Annotated in this window: 17 protein-coding genes and 1 pseudogene; 16 read left to right on the top strand and 2 right to left on the bottom strand. The window is 73.8% G+C overall.

All coding sequences use genetic code 11. The features are described from left to right. Window positions 1-19: 19 nt before the first annotated feature. From MNY60_RS09310 to MNY60_RS09320, 3 genes and pseudogenes are all read left to right on the top strand, one after another. A complete protein-coding gene (locus MNY60_RS09310; RefSeq protein WP_242360482.1) occupies window positions 20-2308 on the top strand; it encodes an RND family transporter in 2289 nt (762 codons plus the stop codon). 345 nt (window positions 2309-2653) lie between these two features. Continuing rightward, window positions 2654-2890, top strand: a pseudogene (locus MNY60_RS24455) (chorismate mutase); the annotation flags it as partial. Beyond that, window positions 2876-4033 carry a 3-deoxy-7-phosphoheptulonate synthase gene (locus MNY60_RS09320; RefSeq protein ID WP_374109400.1) on the top strand — a complete coding sequence of 386 codons (1158 nt, stop codon included), beginning with the start codon at window positions 2876-2878 and terminating at the stop codon, window positions 4031-4033. The pseudogene MNY60_RS24455 and the gene MNY60_RS09320, both read left to right, overlap by 15 nt. 139 nt (window positions 4034-4172) lie before the next feature. Here MNY60_RS09320 and MNY60_RS09325 read toward each other — a convergent pair whose 3' ends face one another. Then, on the bottom strand, window positions 4173-4688 hold the full coding sequence (locus tag MNY60_RS09325; protein ID WP_242336426.1) for a hypothetical protein: 516 nt from the start codon (window positions 4686-4688) through the stop codon (window positions 4173-4175). Window positions 4689-4842: 154 nt separating this feature from the next. Here MNY60_RS09325 and MNY60_RS09330 point away from each other — a divergent pair, with 154 nt between their 5' ends. The 5 genes from MNY60_RS09330 (at window position 4843) to MNY60_RS09350 (ending at window position 10339) form a co-directional block, all read left to right on the top strand. Beyond that, window positions 4843-5220, top strand: a complete 378-nt coding sequence (locus tag MNY60_RS09330; RefSeq protein WP_242336423.1) for a hypothetical protein — start codon at window positions 4843-4845, stop codon at window positions 5218-5220. Window positions 5221-5570: 350 nt separating this feature from the next. Next, window positions 5571-6767, top strand: a complete 1197-nt coding sequence (locus MNY60_RS09335) for an acetate/propionate family kinase (RefSeq protein ID WP_242336420.1) — start codon at window positions 5571-5573, stop codon at window positions 6765-6767. Between the two features lie 25 nt (window positions 6768-6792). Further along, window positions 6793-8937, top strand: a complete 2145-nt coding sequence (gene pta / locus MNY60_RS09340) for a phosphate acetyltransferase (RefSeq protein WP_242336417.1) — start codon at window positions 6793-6795, stop codon at window positions 8935-8937. A 253-nt stretch (window positions 8938-9190) separates the two neighbouring features. Next, on the top strand, window positions 9191-9547 hold the full coding sequence (locus MNY60_RS09345) for a response regulator (protein ID WP_242336414.1): 357 nt from the start codon (window positions 9191-9193) through the stop codon (window positions 9545-9547). 207 nt (window positions 9548-9754) lie between these two features. Beyond that, window positions 9755-10339, top strand: a complete 585-nt coding sequence (locus tag MNY60_RS09350; RefSeq protein ID WP_242336411.1) for an HdeD family acid-resistance protein — start codon at window positions 9755-9757, stop codon at window positions 10337-10339. 93 nt (window positions 10340-10432) lie between these two features. On the opposite strand, the gene MNY60_RS09355 is transcribed toward MNY60_RS09350, so the two are convergent. Continuing rightward, complete coding sequence (locus MNY60_RS09355; RefSeq protein ID WP_242336408.1) at window positions 10433-12379, bottom strand: APC family permease; 1947 nt, start codon at window positions 12377-12379, stop codon at window positions 10433-10435. Between the two features lie 325 nt (window positions 12380-12704). Here MNY60_RS09355 and MNY60_RS09360 point away from each other — a divergent pair, with 325 nt between their 5' ends. From MNY60_RS09360 to MNY60_RS09395, 8 genes are all read left to right on the top strand, one after another. Then, a complete protein-coding gene (locus MNY60_RS09360) occupies window positions 12705-12965 on the top strand; it encodes a hypothetical protein (protein ID WP_242360483.1) in 261 nt (86 codons plus the stop codon). Further along, window positions 12962-13054 carry a K(+)-transporting ATPase subunit F gene (gene kdpF, locus MNY60_RS09365; protein WP_242360484.1) on the top strand — a complete coding sequence of 31 codons (93 nt, stop codon included), beginning with the start codon at window positions 12962-12964 and terminating at the stop codon, window positions 13052-13054. Before MNY60_RS09360 ends, kdpF begins: the two co-directional genes overlap by 4 nt. Continuing rightward, on the top strand, window positions 13051-14796 hold the full coding sequence (kdpA, locus tag MNY60_RS09370; RefSeq protein ID WP_242360485.1) for a potassium-transporting ATPase subunit KdpA: 1746 nt from the start codon (window positions 13051-13053) through the stop codon (window positions 14794-14796). Before kdpF ends, kdpA begins: the two co-directional genes overlap by 4 nt. A gap of 3 nt (window positions 14797-14799) precedes the next feature. Continuing rightward, window positions 14800-16884: a potassium-transporting ATPase subunit KdpB gene (gene kdpB, locus MNY60_RS09375; protein ID WP_242360486.1), complete on the top strand. Its 2085-nt coding sequence runs from the start codon at window positions 14800-14802 to the stop codon at window positions 16882-16884. A gap of 8 nt (window positions 16885-16892) precedes the next feature. Next, on the top strand, window positions 16893-17459 hold the full coding sequence (kdpC, locus tag MNY60_RS09380) for a potassium-transporting ATPase subunit KdpC (protein WP_242336393.1): 567 nt from the start codon (window positions 16893-16895) through the stop codon (window positions 17457-17459). A 33-nt stretch (window positions 17460-17492) separates the two neighbouring features. Beyond that, window positions 17493-20189: a sensor histidine kinase KdpD gene (locus MNY60_RS09385; protein WP_242360487.1), complete on the top strand. Its 2697-nt coding sequence runs from the start codon at window positions 17493-17495 to the stop codon at window positions 20187-20189. Further along, on the top strand, window positions 20186-20887 hold the full coding sequence (locus MNY60_RS09390; RefSeq protein WP_242336387.1) for a response regulator: 702 nt from the start codon (window positions 20186-20188) through the stop codon (window positions 20885-20887). Before MNY60_RS09385 ends, MNY60_RS09390 begins: the two co-directional genes overlap by 4 nt. Window positions 20888-20972: 85 nt before the next feature. Further along, entirely contained in the window at window positions 20973-21353 is a 381-nt protein-coding gene (locus MNY60_RS09395; RefSeq protein ID WP_242336384.1) for a hypothetical protein, read from the top strand. The last annotated feature ends 2 nt before the right edge of the window (window positions 21354-21355 follow it).

Below are 21355 nucleotides of genomic sequence, written 5' to 3' on the forward strand. Positions count from 1 at the left end.
CGGTGCTACTCTCCCGCGGATGCCCCGCTCGCGGATCGAGCGCGTCTTCGGCGCGATCGTGGCGCTCCGCGTCCCCATCCTCGTGCTCTACGCGCTCGCGGTGCCGGTGGCCGCGTGGCTCGCCGCGGGGATCCCGTCGGAGGGGGCCATCGACCGGCTCGTGGTCCCCTCGGACCCGGACTTCGTCGCGACCCGCGAGTTCCAGCGCATCTTCCCCGAGCGCCCGACCGTCATGCTGCTCCTCGAGGCGGACGAGCCCTTTCGCCCGCGCGCGCTCGCGCAGGTCGCCGCCGTGGAGGACGCCCTGCGGGCGCTGCCGGGCACGACGCCCGTCTCGATCCTCGACGCGTACGCGCGCGCGCGCCCGGGAACGTCGCCGACCGCCGACCCCGCCGCGGCCGAGGCGCTCCGCCGGTTCGCGAGCGGGACCGGCTTCTTCGCACGGCAGGGGCTCGTCGGCGACCGCTTCCTGGGGGTCGCGGTGACGTTCGACGCGGCGACGTCCGCCGCGCGCGACGCCGCGCTCGCCCGGATCGACGCGGCGGTGGAGCGGTCGCGCGGCGACGCCCTCACGGGCGTGCGCCGCGTGGGCGGGCCCTACGTCGACGCCTGGATCGAGCGCGAGTCGCGCGAGGCGTCGCGGCGCAACTTCCCGGTGTTCGGGCTCCTCGTGGTCGCGGTCGCGCTGTTCCTCTACCGCTCGGTGCGCGCGCTCGTGGCGCTCCTGCTGACGCTGGGCGCGGCGGTGGCCCTCGCCACCGCCGCGGGGCGGCTCCTCGGGTTCCCCTTCACGATCGTCTCGACCCTCGTGCCGCTCACGGTCCTCGTGACGACGCTCGCCTCGCTCGTGTACCTGCACTCGCGGTTCGTGGACGCCCCCGAGGGCGTGGACCCCGCCCGTCACCAGCTCGCCGCGCTCGCGAACAAGCTCCTGCCGGTGACCGCGTCCAGCGCCGCCGCCGTGCTCGGCTTCGCGGCGCTCGCCGTCTCCCGCATCCGCCCGGTGCGCGAGATGGGGATCTGGACCGCCACCGGGCTCGCGATCGCCTGGGTCGTGGTCTTCACGCTCTTCCCCGCCCTCCAGCGCGCGCTCCGGACGCCCACGCGGCGGACCGTGGAGATCCGCGCCCACCTGTACGACCGGCTCGCGGCGGCCCTGCCGCGGTTCACCTGGCGCTGGCGCTGGCCGCTCGTCGCCGGGGCGCTGGGCCTCGCCGCCGCCGGGCTGGTGGCGCTCCTCGGCGTGCCCGGGCGCCTCGCGCCCATGGGCGTCGGGCTCGACGTGCTCGAGTACGTGGACCCCGCCTCGCCCGTGCACCGGGACCTGGTGTTCTTCCGCCGGAACGTCGGAGGGCTGAACGTCGCGCGCCTGTGGGTGCGGACGCCGCCCGGCGCCGTCACCGACCCCGAGGTGCTCCGGCCGCTCGATCGGTTCACCCGGCGCGTGGAGGCGATCCCCGGCGTCACCTCGGTCGTCGGACCGACCTCGATCCTGCGGCTGCGTCGCTACGCCGCCGGCCAGGGCGAGTCGCTCCCGGAGGAACCGGCCGCGTTCGCCGCGGCGGTCGCGGACCTCGAGCAGCTCCTCCTCGCCGGGCCCGAGCTCCGCGGCTTCGTCGACGTCGGGACGCTCGCCAGCGCGCAGCTCACCGTCGTGTTCGAGCGCGGCGACGGGCCCGGCGTGGCGGCGCTCACCGCCGCGGCGCGCGATGCGTGGGAACGGACCGTCGCGGAGGCGCCCGCGCTGCGCGGCGCCGAGCTCCGGGTCGTCGGGGAGTCGATCCTCGCCGGGAAGGTCGGGGCGAGCCTCGTGCCGACCCTCGGCGAGAGCTTCGCCATCACCGCCGCGCTCATCTTCGCGGCCTTCCTCGCGGTGTTCCGGTCGGCGTCGGCGCGGCTCATGGCCATGATCCCATCGGTGTTCGCGATCCTCGTCACGTTCCTCGCGATGCGCCTCGCGGGCGCGTCCCTCAACGTGGCGACGATCCACGTCGCCACCCCCCGGCGCGGGCCCACCCACAACGACCAGAACCACAGCGTCCACCACCTGCACGAGGGCGAGGGGGCCGGGGGGCTCGACGGCGCGCTCCGCCACACGCTCCGCGTGGCCGGCCGCGCCATCGTGTTCGCGACCCTCATCGACGCCGCGGGCTTCCTCGCGCTCGCCCTCTCGCGGTTCCCGCCCCTCCGCCAGTTCGGGATGGTCACCGCGGGCGCGTTCCTCCTCGCCATGCTCGCCGACTTCACCGCGCTGCCGGCGGCGCTCTGGATCGTGCGGCGCGAGGCGCCGGAGAAGCCGCCCGCCTGAGCCCGCAACGGCCCGGGATCCCTCCCCGACCTCCGACCGCTCGCCGGGCCCCACCGCTCGGTGGTTGTGAAACGCGACGGGGCCGGATATGGTGGCTCGGTGATCCTTCGGTTCGTGAGCGCGTATCGATTTAGCAGCCCCCCGCCCCGGCCTGGGCGCTGGGTGGGCTCCTACGCGTAGCGAAGGACCACCCCGCACCATCGAGATCGCTCGGGCCTGGACGGGGGGGACGCTTCGCTCCTGCTCCCGCCTCACTCCGTCCGCCGCTCCGGACGGCCGCCACCTTCGCCCGAGGGCTCAGCCGTGAACGACGAAAAGAAACGTGGAATCTCGCTGCCGGACTGCATGACGCTGCGCGACGTGCGCGCGTCCATCGACGACGTGGACCGCCGCATCGTCGCCCTGCTCGCCGAGCGCCGCGGCTACGCGCTCCAGGCGGCCCGCTTCAAGAGCGCCGCAGACGGCGTGAAGGACCCCGCCCGCGAGGAGCAGGTCGTGCGGAACGTGCGGGCGCTCGCCGGCGAGGAAGGCATCGAGCCCGAGCTCGTCGAGACGCTGTACCGCGACATGATCGCCGGCTTCGTCCGCGTGGAGCTCACGTCGGCGGGGCACCGCGGTCCTCCCGCCCTGGAGAACCTGAACGTCGCCGCATTCGACGCGATGCTGCCGCCCGAGGAGGTGAAGCTGCGGATCCCGGCCTCGGAGCGCGCCGCGCGGACGGTGGCCGAGGGGCGCCGGACGATGGAGGCGATCCTCGACCGCCGCGACCCGCGGCTCGCGGTCGTCGTGGGCCCGTGCTCGATCCACGACACCGACGCCGGGCTCGACTACGCGCGGCGCCTGCGCGAGCTCGCGGGCGAGGTCTCCGACACGCTGTACCTCGTCATGCGCGTGTACTTCGAGAAGCCCCGCACCTCCGTCGGATGGGAGGGGCTCACGAACGATCCGCGGATGAACGACTCCTTCCAGGTGAAGGAGGGCATGGAGCTGGCCCGCCGCTTCCTCCTGGAGGTGGCCGAGCTCGGGCTCCCCACCGGGACCGAGGCGCTCGATCCCATCGCGCCCCACTACCGCGGCGATCTCATCACCTGGACGGCGATCGGGGCGCGGACCTCCGAATCGCAGACGCACCGGAACCTCGCCTCCGGGCTCTCGACCCCCATCGGCTTCAAGAACGGCACCGACGGCGAGGTCGACGGCGCGGTGAACGCGATCCTCTCCGCCGCGCGGCCGCACGCTTTCCTGGGCATCAACGACCAGGGGCGCTCGTCGGTCATCCGCACCCGCGGCAACCGGTACGGCCACCTCGTCCTGCGCGGCGGCGGCGGCCGGCCGAACTTCGACAGCGTCTCGGTCGCCATCGCCGAGCAGGCGCTCGCGAAGGCCGGGCTCCCGCAGACGATCGTCATCGACTGCTCGCACGCGAACTCCTGGAAGAAGCCGGAGCTCCAGCCGCTCGTGATGCGCGACGTGGCGAGCCAGATCCGCCAGGGGAACCGCTCCATCGTGGGCGTCATGATGGAGAGCTTCCTCGAGACGGGGAGCCAGCCGATGTCGGCGGAGCTCTCGCAGCTCAGGTACGGGTGCTCGGTGACGGACCCCTGCCTCGGCTGGGACCAGACGGTCGAGGCGCTGCGCGAGGCCCGCGCGCTCCTGCGCGAGGCGGTGGACGAGCGCCGCCAGGCGGGCGCGCCCGCCCCCGCGCAGCGCGCCACGGCGAGCTGAACGACCGATCCGGATCCGCAGAACGACGGCGCGATGCGCGACGCCGAAGGTGCTCGCGCATCGCGAGCCGTCGTTCATCGGCCCCGCGCGGCTCCGGCCGCCGCCGGGGCGGGCCCGCGATTCAGGTGTGCCCGGCGCATCACTTGCGGTGCGCCAGGCCGCTCACGTACCGCTGGTACTCCCCGCCGGGCGGGGCGACGAAGAACGTGACCTCCACGACGTCCCCGGCCTTCTGCTCGTAGACGAGCTTGAACCGCGGGCCGGGGGCCGCCGGGGCGGCGGACTCGAAGATGGCGCGGCCCGGCTCGGATCGCACGCCGTACTCGATCACGTGCCCCTCGTCGTCCCAGTAGGTGGCGCGGAGCCCCGCCGCGCCGGGGGAGAGGACCATCAGATCCTCGTGCTTCGCCCCCTGCTTCTGCCCGGGCTTCGGGGCGAACTTGGCGCGCGCGTGGCGGACGGCGACGTGCCCGTCGAGGCCGAGCGAGAACGAGAAGCTCCCGGCCGTCTGCTCGCCGGGCTTGCCGCTGCCCTCGCTCGCGAGCCAGTCGCCGAACAGGAAGCGGACGCCGGCGAAGGGATCCCCCGCCGGCGGCGCCGCGAGCGGCATCGCGGGGAGCGAGAGCAGGCACAGCAGGGAGACGGCGAGCTTCATGAGGGTGCCTCTGTCGTGGAGGTTCGAGGATGGCTGTGGCGAGGATTCTACAGCCTCGGCGGAGCGGGCCGGGGCTTCGTCGAATGGACGGCGTCGGACGGCGCGCTCCGGGTAACATCCGGCGCACGTCCACCGCCTTCAGCCCGGAGCCTCGATGGAGCCCACCCAGAGCACCGCCCTCCCCGCCGCGACCGCCGAGCAGGTCGCGAAGGCGGAGTCCATGGCGAAGCTCGTGTACGTCCTGTACCTCGCGTCGCTCGTCGTGGGCGTGACCTCGCTCGTCGGCGTCGTGATCGCGTACGTCTACCAGGGCGATGCGCCCGAGGGGCTGCGGACGCACTTCCGGCTGCAGATCCGGACGTTCTGGATCGGCCTCCTCTACGCGTTCCTGGGCCTGCTCCTCTCGCTCGCCGTGATCGGGGTCGCGCTGCTCGCCTTCGTCGCGATCTGGCTCATCGTACGCTGCGTGAAAGGCCTCCGGTACCTCGATCGGCGCGAGCCGTATCCTTCTCCCGGCACCTGGCTCTGGTAGGCGAGCGCCCGGAAAGCGAGCCGCTCGAGGACCTCGCCGGGCCATTGCCGTTTGATTGCGGTCAATCTCGCGTCGCCGCCGCGGGGGCTCGCGCTCGTCCTCGATCGCTCGAGTCGCCCCGATCGCGGTAGCGACGCGATGCGTCGTCCGCGCGAGGGATGCGGAAAAATCCCGGCGCGACCTCTTGCGCGCGCCGATCGCGATGTGCGAATCGTGTTGGTCCGAAGCCATCGAGTCGTCCGCGAGGCTTACGGATCCCGGATCAATCGTCGTCCATCCTGTCGCGTCCTCGGGAACGGGGCGCGGCCGAGCCGGTGTCGGCTCGTGGATCCCGTACCGCGGAGGCTGCCTTGAACATCCTCGTCCTGAACTGCGGAAGCTCGTCGGCGAAGTTCGCCGTCATCGACTCCGGGTCCGGCGCGGAGCGCATCTCGGGCATCGCCCAGCGCCTCGACTCGGCGCACGCCACGCTCGACTGGAAGCTCGACGGCCACCGCCACAGCCGCGACCTGAACCACGCCGATCACGACCAGGCGCTGCGCGCGGTGGTCGAGCTGCTCCGGGGCATCGGGCTCGCCGAGGGGCTGGCCGGCGTGGGCCACCGCGTCGTGCACGGCGGCGCGCGCTTCTCCGGCTCGATGCCGATCACCGAGGAGGTGGTCGCGAAGATCCGCGAGTGCATCCCGCTCGGCCCCCTGCACAACCCGCCCAACCTGCGCGGCATCGAGATCTCCCAGGAGCTCTTCCCCGAGCTGCCGCAGGTGGCGGTGTTCGACACCGCCTTCCACCAGACGATGCCGCCGCGCGCCTACCTGTACGCGGTGCCGTACGAGTGGTTCGAGCATCACGAGGTCCGGCGCTACGGGTTCCACGGCACGAGCCACCGCTACGTCTCGGAGCAGGCGGCGCAGCTCCTCGAGCTGCCGCCGCACGACCACTGCATCGTGACCGCCCACCTCGGTAACGGCTGCTCGCTGGCGGCGGTCCGCAACGGCCAGAGCGTCGACACGACCATGGGCCTCACGCCGCTCGACGGCGTGGTGATGGGCACGCGCTCCGGGTCCATCGACCCGTCGATCATCGCGCACATGAAGAAGGCCCTGCACCGCGACGCCAGCCACGTGATGGACCAGCTCAACAAGCGCTCCGGCCTCCTCGGCATCTCCGGCCTGTCGAACGACATGCGCACGCTGCAGGACGCGGCGGCGAGCGGGCACGAGCGCGCCGCCCTGGCCATCGAGAAGTTCTGCTACTCGGTGGCCAAGGCCGCCGCCGGGATGGTGGTCTCGCTCGGGCGGCTCGACGCCTTCGTCTTCACGGGCGGCATCGGCGAGAACGCCACCCTCGTGCGCGCGAAGGTCGTCGAGCTCCTCGGCTTCCTCGGCTTCACGCTCGATCCGGAGCTGAACGCGGTCGCCGGCAAGGGCAACCGGGGCGTCATCACGCGGCCGGGCGGGCCGCGGGTCATCGTGGTGCCCACGAACGAGGAGCTCATGATCGCCATGGACACCGCCCAGATCGTCGCCGCCCGGCGCTGCGCCGCCTAGCCCCCGCTGCCTCCCGAAGGTCCGAATGCCCCGCACCCTCCTCGTCGCCCCCGCCGGCCGCCAGGTCGGCGTCACCACCGTCTGCATCGGCCTCGTCCGCGCGCTCGACCGCCTCGGCGTCCGCGTCGCGTTCGCGAAGCCGATCGCCCCGCGCGGCGAGAACCGCGCGGCGGCCCTCGTGCGGCTCGGCGCCCAGCTCGATCCGCCGGAGCCCATCGCCCGCGCGGAGGCGGAGGAGCTGCTCGCGACCGGCGACGACCAGACGCTCATGGAGCGCGTGGTGGCGCTCTGCGCCCGCGCCGCCGAGGGCGCGGACGTGCTCGTCGTCGAGGGGATGGCGCCCGAGCCGGGCATGGTCTACTCGACGCGCGTCAACGCGCTCATGCTGAAGGCGCTCGACGCGGAGCTCGTCGTGGTGGGCTCGCCGCGCGGCGAGACGCCCGCCGAGCTCGCGAACGCGGTGGCGATCGCGGCCCGCGGCCTCGGCGCCGACGTGGACGGGGGCGCCGTCGGCTGCGTCCTGAACCGCGTCACGGGCGCCGGCGCGGCGGGCGCCTCCCCCACGGCGGAGGGGCGCACGCACTGGGTGGACGCCGCCGCCGAGGCGGAGGACGTGCCGGCCGCCGAGCTCGACGCCTACGCGGCCGCGCTCCGCGGCGAGAAGCTCCGGCCCATCGGGATCGTCCCCTCCCGCGGCGACCTCGCCGCGCCCCGCGTGAAGGATCTCGCCGGAGCCCTCGGCGCCAGGGTGCTGCGCGCGGGCGATCACGAGCACCGGCGGATCAGCAGCGTGGCGCTGTGCGCGATGAGCGTGCCCGGCTCCATCAAGGTGTTCCGCCCCGGGACGCTCATCATCACCCCCGGTGACCGGAGCGACATCGTCGTCGCCGCCTCCCTGGCGGTGCTGAACGGCATGCCGCTCGCGGGGCTCCTCCTCACCGGCGGCGTCGTGCCGGAGGAGCACGTCTTCGCCATGTGCGAGCCGGCGCTCGCGACGGGCCTCCCCGTGCTCGCGGTGGAGGACGGCAGCTACGCGGCGGCGAGCGCCGTCGCGGCGATGAACCTGCAGATCCCTCCGGACGACGTGGAGCGGGTGGAGCGGGTCATGAACGCGGTCGCCGACCGCATCGACGGCGAGTGGCTCTCGGGGGTCGTCCGCGCGCAGCGCAAGCGGCGGCTCTCGCCCCCCGCGTTCCGCCACCGCCTCGTCGAGGCGGCGCGCGCGGCGAACAAGCGCATCGTGCTCCCCGAGGGGACCGAGCCGCGCACCATCGCGGCCGCCTCGATCGTGCAGGAGCGCGGGATCGCGCGCTGCGTGCTCCTCGGGGCGCCCGACGAGGTCCGGGACGTCGCCCGGAAGCACGGCGTGACGCTGCCGGCGTCGCTCGAGATCGTCGACCCGGTGAAGATCGCGCCGCGCTACGTGGAGCCGCTCGTCGAGCGCCGCCGGAGCAAGGGCATGACGCCCGAGGTCGCCGCCGGCGAGCTCGGCGACAGCATCATGGTGGGGACGATGATGATGGCGCTCGACGAGGCGGACGGCCTCGTGTCGGGCGCCCTCCACACCACCGCGCACACCATCCGCCCGGCGCTTCAGATCATCCGGACGGTGCCCGGCTGCGAGCTCGTCTCCAGCGTCTTCTTCATGTGCCTGCCCGAGCAGGTGCTCGTGTTCGGCGACTGCGCGGTGAACCCGAACCCCACCGCCGAGCAGCTCGCCGACATCGCCATCCAGAGCGCCGACTCCGCGCGCGCGTTCGGGATCGAGCCGCGCGTGGCGATGCTCTCCTACTCGACCGGGACGAGCGGCGCGGGCGCCGACGTCGAGAAGGTGAAGCGCGCGACCGACCTCGCGCGCGCCCAGCGGCCGGACCTGCCGATCGACGGGCCCCTCCAGTACGACGCCGCCATCGTGCCCGCCGTCGGGCGCCAGAAGGCGCCGAAGTCGGAGGTGGCGGGCCAGGCCACCGTGTTCGTGTTCCCCGACCTCAACACCGGCAACGTCACCTACAAGGCCGTCCAGCGCAGCGCCAACGTGGTGAGCATCGGCCCGATGCTGCAGGGGCTCGCGAAGCCCGTGAACGACCTCAGCCGCGGCTGCCTCGTCGAGGACATCGTCTTCACGATCACCCTCACCGCCATCCAGGCGCAGCAGCGCGCGGCGCGCTGACCCGATCCGACCTGACGTATCGCCGCATCTCCACGAGGGGATGCGTGCGCGCGGGCGAGACGCGGTCGCGTCGATTGCCGGGTCGACGTGGCGCGGAGCTGGGTGCGAAGCGCCGGAACACGCAGGGACGCAGCTCCGCCGCCTCGCGCCCTCGAGCACCGCGAGATGGCGTCTCGCTCCGCGCCGCGCGCGGCGCGCGACCGCCCGCCTGCCTGAATTTGCCCGCGCGGCCGGAGCGTGGCAAACGGGCGGCATGCGGCAGCGCGTGCTCGTGGTGGACGACGATCAGGATCTCCGGGATGCCCTCGCGCACCGACTCTCGAACGAGGGGTTCTCGGTCGATCTCGCGCGCGACGGCGCGGAGGCGCTCGCGCAGCTCGACACCGGGCTCAGCCCCGTGGCGATCGTGCTCGACCTCGGCATGCCCACCATGAGCGGCTGGCAGTTCCGCGACCTGCAGAAGCGGAACCCCCGGCTCGCGGAGATCCCGGTCGTGGTGATGACCGGCCAGGCGCCGCTCGGGATCGACGTGCAGCACGTGCTCGAGAAGCCGTTCGCGATCGAGCGCCTCGTCGAGACCATCCGTCGCGTCGCCGTCGTGAGCTCGTAGGACCCTTCGCTCCGTCCCGCACCGCTTCGACCGCGCCCGAGCGCGCGGACAGGCCGCGGCGCGTGCGCGCGCCAGGGCGTTCGCTGCCTTGCGGGGCCCCGCGCCCGTCCCCAGGATCCCCTCGCAACGGAAACCACACGACGCTCGCGCGGCGGTCGCCAAGGCCGCGTGCCCCGGCCGCCTCGCCTCGTCGAGAGGAGAGCGGCCATGACGTACCTGTTGCTGGCGGATCGGTGGTGGGCCCTCGCGCTCCGCGGCGTGGCGGCGATCGTGTTCGGCGTCCTGACGTTCGTCGCTCCGCAGGCGAGCCTCTTCGCCCTCGTGGTGCTCTTCGGCGTGTACGCGATCGTGAACGGGGCGATCCTCCTCGCGCTCGCCTTCCGGCGCCCGAGCGGCGAGCCGCGCTGGGGATCGCTCGCCTTCGAGGGGATCCTGAGCATCCTCGCCGGCGCCGTCGCGCTCGGCTGGCCCGGCATCGGCGCCCTAGCGCTCGTCTTCGTCGTGGCGAGCTGGGCCGTGGTGACGGGGCTCGCCCAGATCGTCGCGGCCGTGCGCCTGCGCAAGCGCATCCGCGGAGAGTGGCTGCTCGGCCTCTCCGGCGCGCTGTCCGTGGCGTTCGGCGTCCTGCTCTTCGCCGCTCCTGCGGCCGGCGCGCTCGCGCTCGCGCTCTGGGTGGGCGCGTACGCCGTGCTGTTCGGGGCGCTGCTCCTCGCGCTGGGCCTGCGCCTGCGCGCCTGGGGCCGCTCGCCGGCCCACCGGGTGCCGCCCGGCGGCATCCCGGCGACCACCTGACGCGACCCGCGACGTCGGCTGCGGTCTCGTCGCGGTCGAGCTCCCGGGGGGCGGTCGGGGCGCGGCGGCTCGGGGATGGAGCGCCGCGCCGGCTCACCCCCCGTCGGCGAGCACCCGCACCGGCATCACCATCGCGGAGAGCCCGCGGAACTGGAGCCGGCGCTGGAGCGCGTAGGCGGTCTCGTTGTGGAGCAGCCGCTGGAACCAGCGCTCCTTCTGGAAGACGAGCTTGCCGGCGAAGAACACCGCGCGCGGGAACTCCTGGGCGATGGACGCGCAGAGCCGCTCCCCCACGTCCACCGCCTCGGTCCCGAGGTCCATGCGCCAGTCCGCGGCGAGCTTCAGCCGGTGCGCGAGCTCCACGTACTGCTCGAGGCTCGCCTGGGTGCGCGCCCGCACGCGATCGACCTCCTCGATCCCCTTCATCGCGGCGGAGTCCACCACCCCGACCGAGATGAAGACGAAGTTCTTGAAGAAGTTGGGGAACGTGCGCTGCACGGTGAGGAGCGCGTGCACGCCGAGGCCGCTGTAGCCCCCGACGAGGAGCACCGCGGTGGGCGCGCGCGGGTCCATGGCCGGCCGGGGACCACCCGGCGCCGGCGGCAGGACCTCGAGGATCGCGTCGAGCCGCTTCAGGCTGTCCTGCACGGCCCGGTAGTGCCGCCGGATCACGAAGCAGAGCCCGACGACGAGCCCCGTCACGGCGATGGTGATCCAGCCGCCCTGCTCGCCCTTCTCGTAGATCGTGCCCGCGAGGATCGACGCGCAGAGCGCGAAGGCGACCCCGTGGATGGCGAGCCCGCGCCGGCGGCCGGCCGTCCGGGTGCGACGCCAGTAGCGCAGCATGGCGAACTGGGAGATCGAGAACGTCACGAACACGTTGATCGCGTACATCGTGACGAGCCGGGTGATGTCTCCCCGCGTGTAGTAGAGCGTCGCGAGCGACGCCGCGCCCATGAGCAGCACGCCGTTCTGCGTGGTGAGCCGGTCGGAGAGCTGGGCGAACCGGTGCGGCAGCCATGAGTCGGTGGCCATGTTCGCCATCACGCGCGGACCGTCGATGAAGCCGGCCTGCGCGGCCACCACGAGGAGCGCGGCCTCGGCGAGCAGCGTGACGACCACGAACCCGTGGCCGACGGCGAGACCGCCGGGCCGGAAGCCGCCGGCGAACCGCTCGAGCAGCACGGCGTTCATGGTCTTGCCCGGCTCCGGCGCCGCGCGGAAGAGCAGGTAGCAGACGAGGATCCCGGCGGCCGTCACCGCGAGCGAGACCGCCATGTAGGTCATGGTCCGGCGGGCCGTCGCGACCTTCGGCTCGCGCATGATCTGGATGCCGTTCGAGACGGCCTCGATGCCGGTGTACGTCCCGGCGCCCATCGAGTAGGCGCGGAGGAAGACCGCGAAGAGGCCCACCGCGCCGAGCTCGGCGACGCCGGCGCGCAGGCCATGCGTGACCTCCCCCGCGACGCGGGGCACCTCGGTGACGTGCGAGCCGACGCCGCCGGCGATCAGGATCACGTGGGTGACGAGGAACAGGCCGAAGATCGGCGCGAGGAAGGAGACGGACTCCTTCACGCCGCGGAGGTTGAGGACGACGAGCAGCGCGATGGCGGCGATCTCGGCGGGCAGCTTCCACGGGCTGGAGCCGCCGGAGAGGAAGCTCCAGATCGCGTCCCCGCTCGAGGCGATCGACACGGAGATCGTGAGCACGTAGTCCACGAGCAGCGCCGCCCCGGACACGACCCCCACCCGCGCCCCGAGCAGCTCGGTCGCGACCACGTACCCGCCGCCGCCGAAGGGGAAGCGCTTGATGATCTGCCCGTAGGCGACCGAGATGATGAGGACCGTGAGGCCGGTGGCGAGCGCGAGCGCGACCGCGAGCGACGTGTGGTGGCCGAGCGCCCGGAATGCCTCGTCGGGACCGTAGGCGGACGACGAGAGCCCGTCGGCCCCGAGGCCCACCCACGCGAGGAGCGCGACGAGCGAGATGCCGTGATGCGTGCGCGGGTCCTGGACGTCCCTCGGCGCTCCGAACAGCACGCGTCGAAGGCGGGCGCCGAGGGTCGCCGGGCTCTCCGCCTGGGAAGGTGCCGTCTCGGCCGGCGCCGGTGCGCCGTTCCCTTTGCGTCCTTGGAGGGGCTCTAGCGGGGGGTTTGCCATGTGCACGGAGAGCTTCGCGGCCGGGACCTCGGCCCGGCATCAAGACTGCGCATGCCCGTATCAAGGCGGCGTCAAGGTGCCCGGTGCCGGGCGAGCGCGACCTCCGCCGGCCGCCGTGTTCGTTGACGGGACGCTGACGGCGCGGCGACGAAGCTTGACCCGGCGCTGACCTCCCCGCCCGTACGCTCCAGGGTGAGGAGAGACCATGCCGTCACGACCCGGCCGACTTCGACTCGTCGTCACCTCGCGAGAGGGCACCGCGGCCGCGTCCGTGCCCGCCCGCGGAGATCTGGTGCTCCTGGCCATGCTCCTCGCCGTGAACCTCGTCCCCGTGATCGGGGAGATCGCTCACCTTGGCCGCTGGGGCGGCTCGACGCTCGGCTTCGCGACGGCGTGCGTGCTCGTCACGGGCCGGGAGCTCTGGCTCGAGGTCCGGGCGTTCGCCCGCGCCCGGAGGACCGCGTGACGATCCTCACCTCGATCGCCGGCGCGCTCGCGCTCGGCCTGGCCGTGTACCTCGTGTTCGCGCTGCTCTTCCCGGAGAGGCTCTCGTGACCGGGGCGGCGTACGCCGAGATCGCGGTGTTCTTCGGCGCGCTCACCGTGCTCGCCGTCCCGCTCGGCGGCTGGATCGGCCGCGCGATGCGCGGCGAGGCCCCGCTCGTGGGACGTCTGCTGGGCCCCGTGGAGCGCGCGGTCTACCGGCTCGCCGGCGTCGATCCCGCGGAGGAGATGAGCTGGCGCCGTTACGCGGCGGCCGTGCTCGCCTTCAACGGTGCCGGGCTCCTGCTGCTCTACGCGCTGCAGCGGCTCCAGCCGGCGCTGCCGCTCGACCCGGGGCGGCTCGCCGCGGTCCCGCGCGACGTCGCCGTGAACACCGCCGTGAGCTTCGTCACCAACACCAACTGGCAGAGCTACGGCGGCGAGGCGACGCTGAGCCCGCTCGTCCAGATGGCAGGGCTCGCGGTCCAGAACTTCCTCTCGGCGGCGACGGGGATCGCGGTGCTCGCCGCGCTCACGCGCGGGCTCGTGCGCCGCTCGACGCAGGGGCTCGGCAGCTTCTGGGTCGACCTGACGCGGAGCACGCTGCACGTCCTGCTCCCCCTGTCGCTCGGCCTCGCCCTGCTGCTCGCCGGGCAGGGGGTGGTCCAGTCCTTCGGTGGCGTGGGGCGATGGCCGCTCCGCGACCCGGTGCCCGACGCGAGCGGTCGGCCGGTCGTCGAGCAGGCCATCCCGATGGGCCCCGTGGCCTCGCAGGTCGCGATCAAGCAGCTCGGCACCAACGGAGGCGGCTACTACGCCGCGAACTCGACGCATCCCTTCGAGAACCCGACGCCGCTCACGAACCTCGCCGAGGCGCTCGCCATCCTCCTCGTGCCGGCGGCGCTGTGCTTCACCTTCGGCGGGTGGGTGGGGGATCGGCGGCACGCGTGGACGCTGTACTCGGCCATGCTCGTCATCCTCGTTCCGCTCACCATGGCGACCGTCGCCGCCGAGCAGGCCGGTAACCCGGCGATCACGGCGGTCGGCGTGGACGAGCAGCCCGGGCCGCTCCAGGCGGGCGGAAACATGGAGGGCAAGGAGGCGCGCCTCGGACCGGTGGACGCCGGGATCTGGGCGGCGGCGACGACGGCCGCGTCGAACGGCTCCGTCGACGCGCAGCACGACAGCCTCACGCCGCTCGGCGGCCTCTGGCCCATGTGGCTCATGCAGCTCGGCGAGGTCGTGTTCGGCGGCGTCGGCTCCGGGCTGTACGGGATGCTCCTGTTCGTCGTCGTGGCGGTGTTCGTCTCCGGCCTGATGGTCGGCCGCACCCCCGAGTACCTCGGCAAGAAGATCGAGGCTCGGGAGATCAAGCTGGCGAGCGTCGCCATCCTCCTGCCGTCGGCGGTCGTCCTCGGCGGTACGGCGCTCGCGTGCCTCGTCCCCTCCGCGGCGGCCGCGGCGGCGAACCCCGGGGCCCACGGGTTCAGCGAGCTCCTCTACGCCTTCTCCTCGGCGGCGAACAACAACGGCTCCGCGTTCGGCGGCTTGACCGCGGACGGACCGTTCTGGACGCGCGCGACGGACGTCGCGATGCTCGTCGGTCGTTACGGGGTGCTCGTCCCCGTCCTCGCCATGGCGGGAGCGCTCGCGCAGAAGCGCACCGTTCCGCCGAGCGCAGGGACGCTCCCGACCCATGGCCCGCTCTTCGCCGGGCTGCTCGTGGGGACCGTCCTCCTCGTGGGCGCCCTCACGTTCCTGCCTGCGCTCGCGCTCGGGCCGATCGTGGAGCACCTGCAGCTCCACTCCTGGTGATCCATGGACGTCGCCGCCCATCCGCCTGCCCGAAGCCGGACGCTGCTTCCACGAACGGTCGTCGGGGCCGCTCTGCTCGACGCGCTGCGGAAGCTCGACCCGCGAACCCTGGTCCGCAACCCCGTGATGTTCACGGTGGAGGTCGGCAGCGCCTTCACGACCGCGCTCTTCCTCCACGCGCTCGTGACTGGGCGGGGCGACGCGCCCGCCGGGTTCATCCTCGCCGCCGCCGCCTGGCTCTGGTTCACCGTGCTGTTCTCGAACTTCGCCGAGGCGATCGCCGAGGGGCGCGGGAAGGCGCAGGCCGACACGCTGCGCCGCGCCCGCCGCGAGGTGGTGGCGACGCGGCTCGCGACCCCGTCCCGCGCCTCGCCGCGCGAGGACGTCCCCGCCGCTCGCCTCCGCCCGGGGGACGTCGTCTGGGTGGAGGCTGGCCAGATCGTGCCCGGCGACGGCGAGGTGATCGAGGGGATCGCGTCGGTGGACGAGAGCGCCATCACCGGCGAGAGCGCCCCCGTCATCCGCGAGAGCGGCGGAGATCGGAGCGCGGTCACGGGCGGGACGCGCCTCCTCTCCGACTGGCTCGTGGTCCGCATCACCGCCGAGCCTGGCGGGTCGTTCCTCGACCGGATGATCGGGCTCGTGGAGGGCGCGAAGCGCCAGAAGACCCCCAACGAGATCGCGCTCGACATCCTGCTCGCCGCGCTCACGCTGGTCTTCCTCCTCGCGACCGCCACGCTCCTGCCGTTCTCGGTCCACGCGGTCCGGACGGCCGGCGCCGGGGCGCCGGTGGGGCTGACGGTGCTCGTCGCGCTCCTCGTGTGCCTCATCCCCACGACCATCGGCGGGCTCCTCTCAGCGATCGGGATCGCCGGGATGGACCGGATGATCCGCGCGAACGTGATCGCCACCTCAGGCCGAGCGGTCGAGGCCGCCGGCGACGTGGACGTGCTCCTCCTCGACAAGACGGGGACGATCACCCTAGGGAACCGCCAGGCCACTGCGTTCCTGCCGGGCGACGGCGTCGCGGAGCGAGCGCTCGCCGACGCGGCGCAGCTCGCGTCCCTCGCGGACGAGACGCCGGAGGGGCGCAGCATCGTGGTGCTCGCGAAGGAGCGGCACGGGCTCCGCGGGCGGACGCTCGAGCCCGGCGCGCTGTTCGTCCCCTTCGCCGCCCAGACGCGGATGAGCGGCGTCGACGTCGGCGCCCGCCGCGTGCGGAAGGGGGCGCTGGACGCCGTCGCCCGGTTCGTCGAGGCGGAGGGTGGACGCCTCCCGGACACCGTGCGCACGATCGCCGAGGACGTCGCGCGCCGCGGGGCGACGCCGCTCGTGGTCGCCGACGGGAGCAGGGCGCTCGGCGTGATCGAGCTGAAGGACGTCGTGAAGGGCGGCATCGCGGAGAAGTTCGCCGAGCTGCGGCGGATGGGGATCCGCACCGTCATGATCACCGGCGACAACGCCCTCACCGCGGCCTCCATCGCCGCGGAGGCAGGCGTCGACGACTTCCTGGCCGAGGCCACGCCGGAGATGAAGCTCGCGCACATCCGCGGCTGGCAGGCGAAGGGCCACCTCGTGGCCATGACCGGCGACGGCACGAACGACGCGCCTGCCCTCGCCCAGGCCGACGTCGCCGTCGCCATGCACACGGGCACGCAGGCGGCGAAGGAGGCCGGCAACATGGTCGACCTCGACTCGAACCCGACGAAGCTCATCCAGATCGTCGAGATCGGAAAGCAGCTCCTCATGACGCGCGGGGCGCTCACGACCTTCAGCATCGCGAACGACGTGGCCAAGTACTTCGCCATCATCCCCGCGGCGTTCGCCACGACCTACCCGCCCCTCCGCGCGCTCGACGTCATGCGGCTCCACTCGCCCGCGAGCGCGATCCTGTCGGCCGTCATCTTCAACGCGCTCGTGATCGTCGCGCTCATCCCGCTCGCGCTCCGCGGCATCGCCTACCGTCCCGCGCCGGCGAGCGCGATCCTCGCGCGGCACCTGCTGCTCTACGGGCTGGGGGGGCTCGTCCTGCCCTTCGCGGGCATCAAGCTCATCGACCTCGCGCTCGCTGCGCTCCACCTGGCCTAGAGGTGCCCGTGATCCGCGCCGTCTCCGTGCTGCTCGCCGCCTTCACCCTCCTCCTCGGCGGCGTCTACCCGGCCGTGGTGACCGGCCTGTCGCGCGTGCTGTTCCCCGCGCAGGCGACCGGCAGCGTCGTGAGCGCCGGCGCTCGCCCCGCCGGCTCGGCGCTCGTCGGGCAGCCCTTCACCTCGCCGCGGTACTTCTGGAGCCGGCCCTCCGCGACGACCCGCGTGCCCTACGACGGCCTCGCGTCCGCGGGATCGAACCTGGGCCCGACGAGCCCCGCGCTCGTCGCGGCCGTTCGCCGCCGCGTCGAGGCGCTCCGGACGGCCGACCCCGGGAACGTCGCGCCCGTGCCGGTGGATCTCGTGACCGCCTCCGGCAGCGGGCTCGACCCGCACGTGTCGCCCGCCGCGGCGCTCTATCAAGTGCGGCGCATCGCGCGCGCGCGCGGCCTTCCGCCGGACCGGGTGCGCGCGCTCGTCGAGGCGCACGTCGAGCGGCCGCTCCTCGGGCTCTTCGGGGCTCCCCGGGTGAACGTCCTCGCGCTCAACCTGGCGCTTGACGGGCTCGGTCAGTGATGGCTTGGGTTCGGAGGTGACTGGAGCGCGGCCATGACGCGGCAGCCGGGGCGCCCGGATCCGGACGCGCTCCTCGCGCGCGTCACGGCCGAGGCGCGGCGCGAGGCGCGCACGCGGTTCAAGATCTTCTTCGGCTTCGCGCCCGGCGTGGGCAAGACGTATCGCATGCTGCAGGTCGCGCGGGACCTCGAGGCCGAGGGGGTCGACGTGGTGATCGGCGCGATCGAGACCCACGGCCGCTACGACACGGCCGGCCTCATGCTCGGGCTCGAGATGCTGCCGCGGCGTGCGCTGCCGTATCGCGGCCGGGTGCTCGAGGAGTTCGACCTCGACGCCGCGCTCGCACGCCGCCCCCGCATCCTCCTCCTCGACGAGCTCGCGCACACGAACGCCCCCGGCTCGCGCCACGCGAAGCGCTGGCAGGACGTGGTCGAGCTGCTCGACGCGGGCGTCGAGGTGTACACGACCCTCAACGTCCAGCACGTCGAGAGCCTGAACGACGTGGTGGAGCAGATCACGCACGTCCCCGTGCGCGAGACGGTGCCCGACTCCATCCTGGAGCGCGCGGACGAGGTGGAGATCGTGGACGTCGCGCCGGAGGAGCTCCTCCAGCGCCTCCGGGAAGGCAAGGTGTACCTGCCCGAGCAGGCGGAGCGCGCCCGGGAGCACTTCTTCCAGCGCGGGAACCTGCTCGCGCTCCGCGAGCTCGCCCTGCGCCGCATGGCGGAGCGCGTGGACTCCGACGTCCTCGAGTATCGCGCGGAGCACGGGGTGGACGTGCCCTGGCCCACCGCGGAGCGCGTCCTCGTGTGCGTCGGCCCCGCGCCCGACTCGGCCCGGCTCGTCCGCGCCGCGCGCCGGATCGCGGCGGGCCTGCGAGCTCCCTGGGTCGCCGCGTCGGTGCAGGCCTCGGGGAGGCCGCCGCTCGGCGACGAGGATCGCGAACGCCTCGAGGCCCACCTGCGCCTCGCCGAGTCGCTCGGCGCGGAGGTCGCGCGGCTCACGGGGGTGGGCGTCCCGGACGCGATCCTGGAGTTCGCCCGGCGGCGCAACGTCACGCGCATCGTGCTCGGCAAGCCGCGCCACCCGCGCTGGCGCGACCGGCTTCGCGGCTCCCTCCTCGACGACATCATCCGCGGCAGCGGGGACATCGAGGTGACCGTGCTCGCCGGCGGGGCCGACGAGGATCACGAGCGCGTTTCTGCGGTGCAGCGAGCGCCCGCGCGCGGCGCCGGATACCTGCGGGCGCTCGTCGTCATCGCGCTGACCACCGCCGTGGCGCGCGCGGCGCGGGCGCTCCTCGGCGTCCCCGACGTCGAGATGCTGTTCCTGCTCGGGGTGATGATCGCGGCGCTCACCACCGGACGCCGCGCCTCCGTCCTGGCGGCGGCGCTGGCGGTCGTCTCGTACGACTTCTTCTTCGTGCCGCCGCCGTACACGCTGAACGTGTCCGACGCGCGTTACCTCCTCACCTTCGTGATGCTCTTCGGCGTGAGCGTCGTCATCGGCACCCTCACGCTGCGGCTGCGCGAGCAGCAGGCGGCGGCGGTCGGCCGCGAGCGCAGGACCTCGGCGCTGTATGGGATCAGCCGCGAGCTCGGCGCGGCCCTCGACGACGAGGGCGTCGCGGCCGTGTGCGCCAGGGCGATCGCCGAGGCGTTCGACGTCGAGGTCGTGTTCCTGCGCGTACGTGGCGACGGCGATCTCTCCGACCTCGCGGCGGTTCCGCGCGAGGCGGCGCTCAGCCCGTCCGAGCGCGCGGTCGCGCAGTGGGTCGCCGCGCACGGGCAGCCCGCCGGGCGCGGGACCGACACCCTCCCCGGGGAGCCGGTGATCTGCGCACCCGTGCGCGCGTGGGGCGACGTCCTCGCGGTGCTCGCCCTGCGGACCGAGGGCGAGCGCGGGCTCGGCGCAGAGCAGCACACGCTGCTCGAGGCGCTCGCGCGCCAGGTGGCGCTCGCCCTCGATCGCGTGCGGCTCGCTGCGGAGGCGCGTCAGGCTGCGCTGCGAGCGAAGACCGAGGAGCTGCGCAGCGGGCTCCTCTCCTCGGTCTCCCACGATCTCCGGACGCCGCTCGCGGCCATCACCGGGGCCGCCTCGACGCTGCGCGCCGAGGCGGAGCTGGATGCCGCCACGCGGAGGGATCTCACTGACGCGATCTGCGAGGAGGCGGAGCGGCTCGAGCGGCTCGTCGCGAACCTGCTCGACATGACCCGGCTCGACTCCGGCACCGTGGAGCCGAAGCGCGAGTGGGTGCCGCTCGTCGAGGTGATCGGCGGGGCGCTCACCCGGCTCGAGCGCCGGCTCGCGGGGAGGCGCGTCACGACCACGCTGCCGGACGATCTGCCGCTCGTCTCGATCGATCCGGTGCTGCTCGAGCAGCTGTTCAGGAACCTCCTCGAGAACGCCGCGAAGTACACGCCCCCGGGCTCGCCGCTCGACATCCGCGCGGAGCGCGACGGGGGTACGCTCTCCGTGGACGTGGCGGACCGCGGCCCCGGGATCCCCTCGGGCGACGAGGAGCGGATCTTCGAGCGGTTCCACCGCGGCGCGCACGCCGGGGTCCGGGGCGTCGGCCTGGGCCTGCCCATCGCCCGCGCCATCGCCCAGGTGCACGGGGGCAGGCTCGTCGCCGCCAATCGCCCCGGCGGGGGCGCCGTGTTCCGGCTCACCCTGCCCTTGCCGTCCGAGCGGCCGCCGCCCGCCGAGCCCGCGGAAGGCAGCGCATGACGGCGACCGGACCGCTCGTGCTCGTCGTCGACGACGAGGCGCAGGTGCGCCGGTTCCTGCGCGCCGCCCTCACCTCGCGGGGGTACCGGCTCCTCGAGGCCGAGACGGCGCGCGAGGCCGAGCAGCTCGCGACGAGCCACACCCCCGACGTCTACCTCCTCGACCTCACGCTGCCGGACGGCGACGGGGTGGATCTGGCGCGGCGCCTGCGCGAGTGGACGACGGCGCCGATCGTCGTGCTGTCGGCGCGAGGCCGCGAGGAGGACAAGGTGAACGCCCTCGACGCGGGCGCGGACGACTACCTCACGAAGCCGTTCGGCGTGAACGAGCTGCTCGCCAGGCTCCGGGTCGCGCTGCGGCATGCCCAGGCGCGGCCCGGCGAGCCCGCCGTGATCGAGGCCGGACCGCTCCGCGTGGACCTCGCCCGGCGCGAGGTGACCGTGGACGGTCGCGAGGTGCGGCTCACGCCGACCGAGTTCCGCCTCCTCGCGCTGCTCGCGCGACACGCCGGAAAGGTGCTCACCCACCGTCAGATCCTGCGGGAGGTGTGGGGTCCGAACGCGACGGAGGCGCACTACGTCCGCGTGCACATGGCCGAGCTCCGCAAGAAGGTCGAGGCGGACCCCGCCCGGCCCCGCCTGCTCGTCACCGAGCCGGGCGTCGGCTACCGGCTCCGCGACCGCGTCGAGGGCGCCTGAAGCGTTCGCCGCGGGGCGCACGGGCCAGCGCCGGTGGCCGCCCGCCGAGCGCGAGGCCACCTTCTCTGCAGGGAGGGAGAAGATCATGCGACTGTCACTGTTCGTGTCGGCGCTCGTCCTCGCCGCGGGGCTCGCGGGCTGCGCGACGTCCACGCGCGAGACCCAGCGGCCCGCCAGCCCGGCGGCCGCTCGCTCGCCCATCGCCAGCGACCATCCGTTCGAGGTGAAGGGCACCGTGAAGTCGGTCGGCGATGGGCTCCTCGGGATGGGGCGCAGCGTCACCATCGCGCGCGAGGGCGCGCCCGCCGCAGAGCTTCACGTGGCGGAGGAGACCCGCGTGACGCTCGACGACCGTCCGGCCAAGCTGTCGGACCTGCGCGAGGGAGACGAGATCCGCGCGCGCTTCGACTTCGACAAGAGCACGCCGGTGGCGATCGAGCTCCAGGCGAAGCCGAAGCGACGCTGACG

Origin of the sequence: Anaeromyxobacter sp. SG17 (assembly GCF_022690695.1) — a bacterium.
Classification (GTDB): domain Bacteria; phylum Myxococcota; class Myxococcia; order Myxococcales; family Anaeromyxobacteraceae; genus Anaeromyxobacter; species Anaeromyxobacter soli.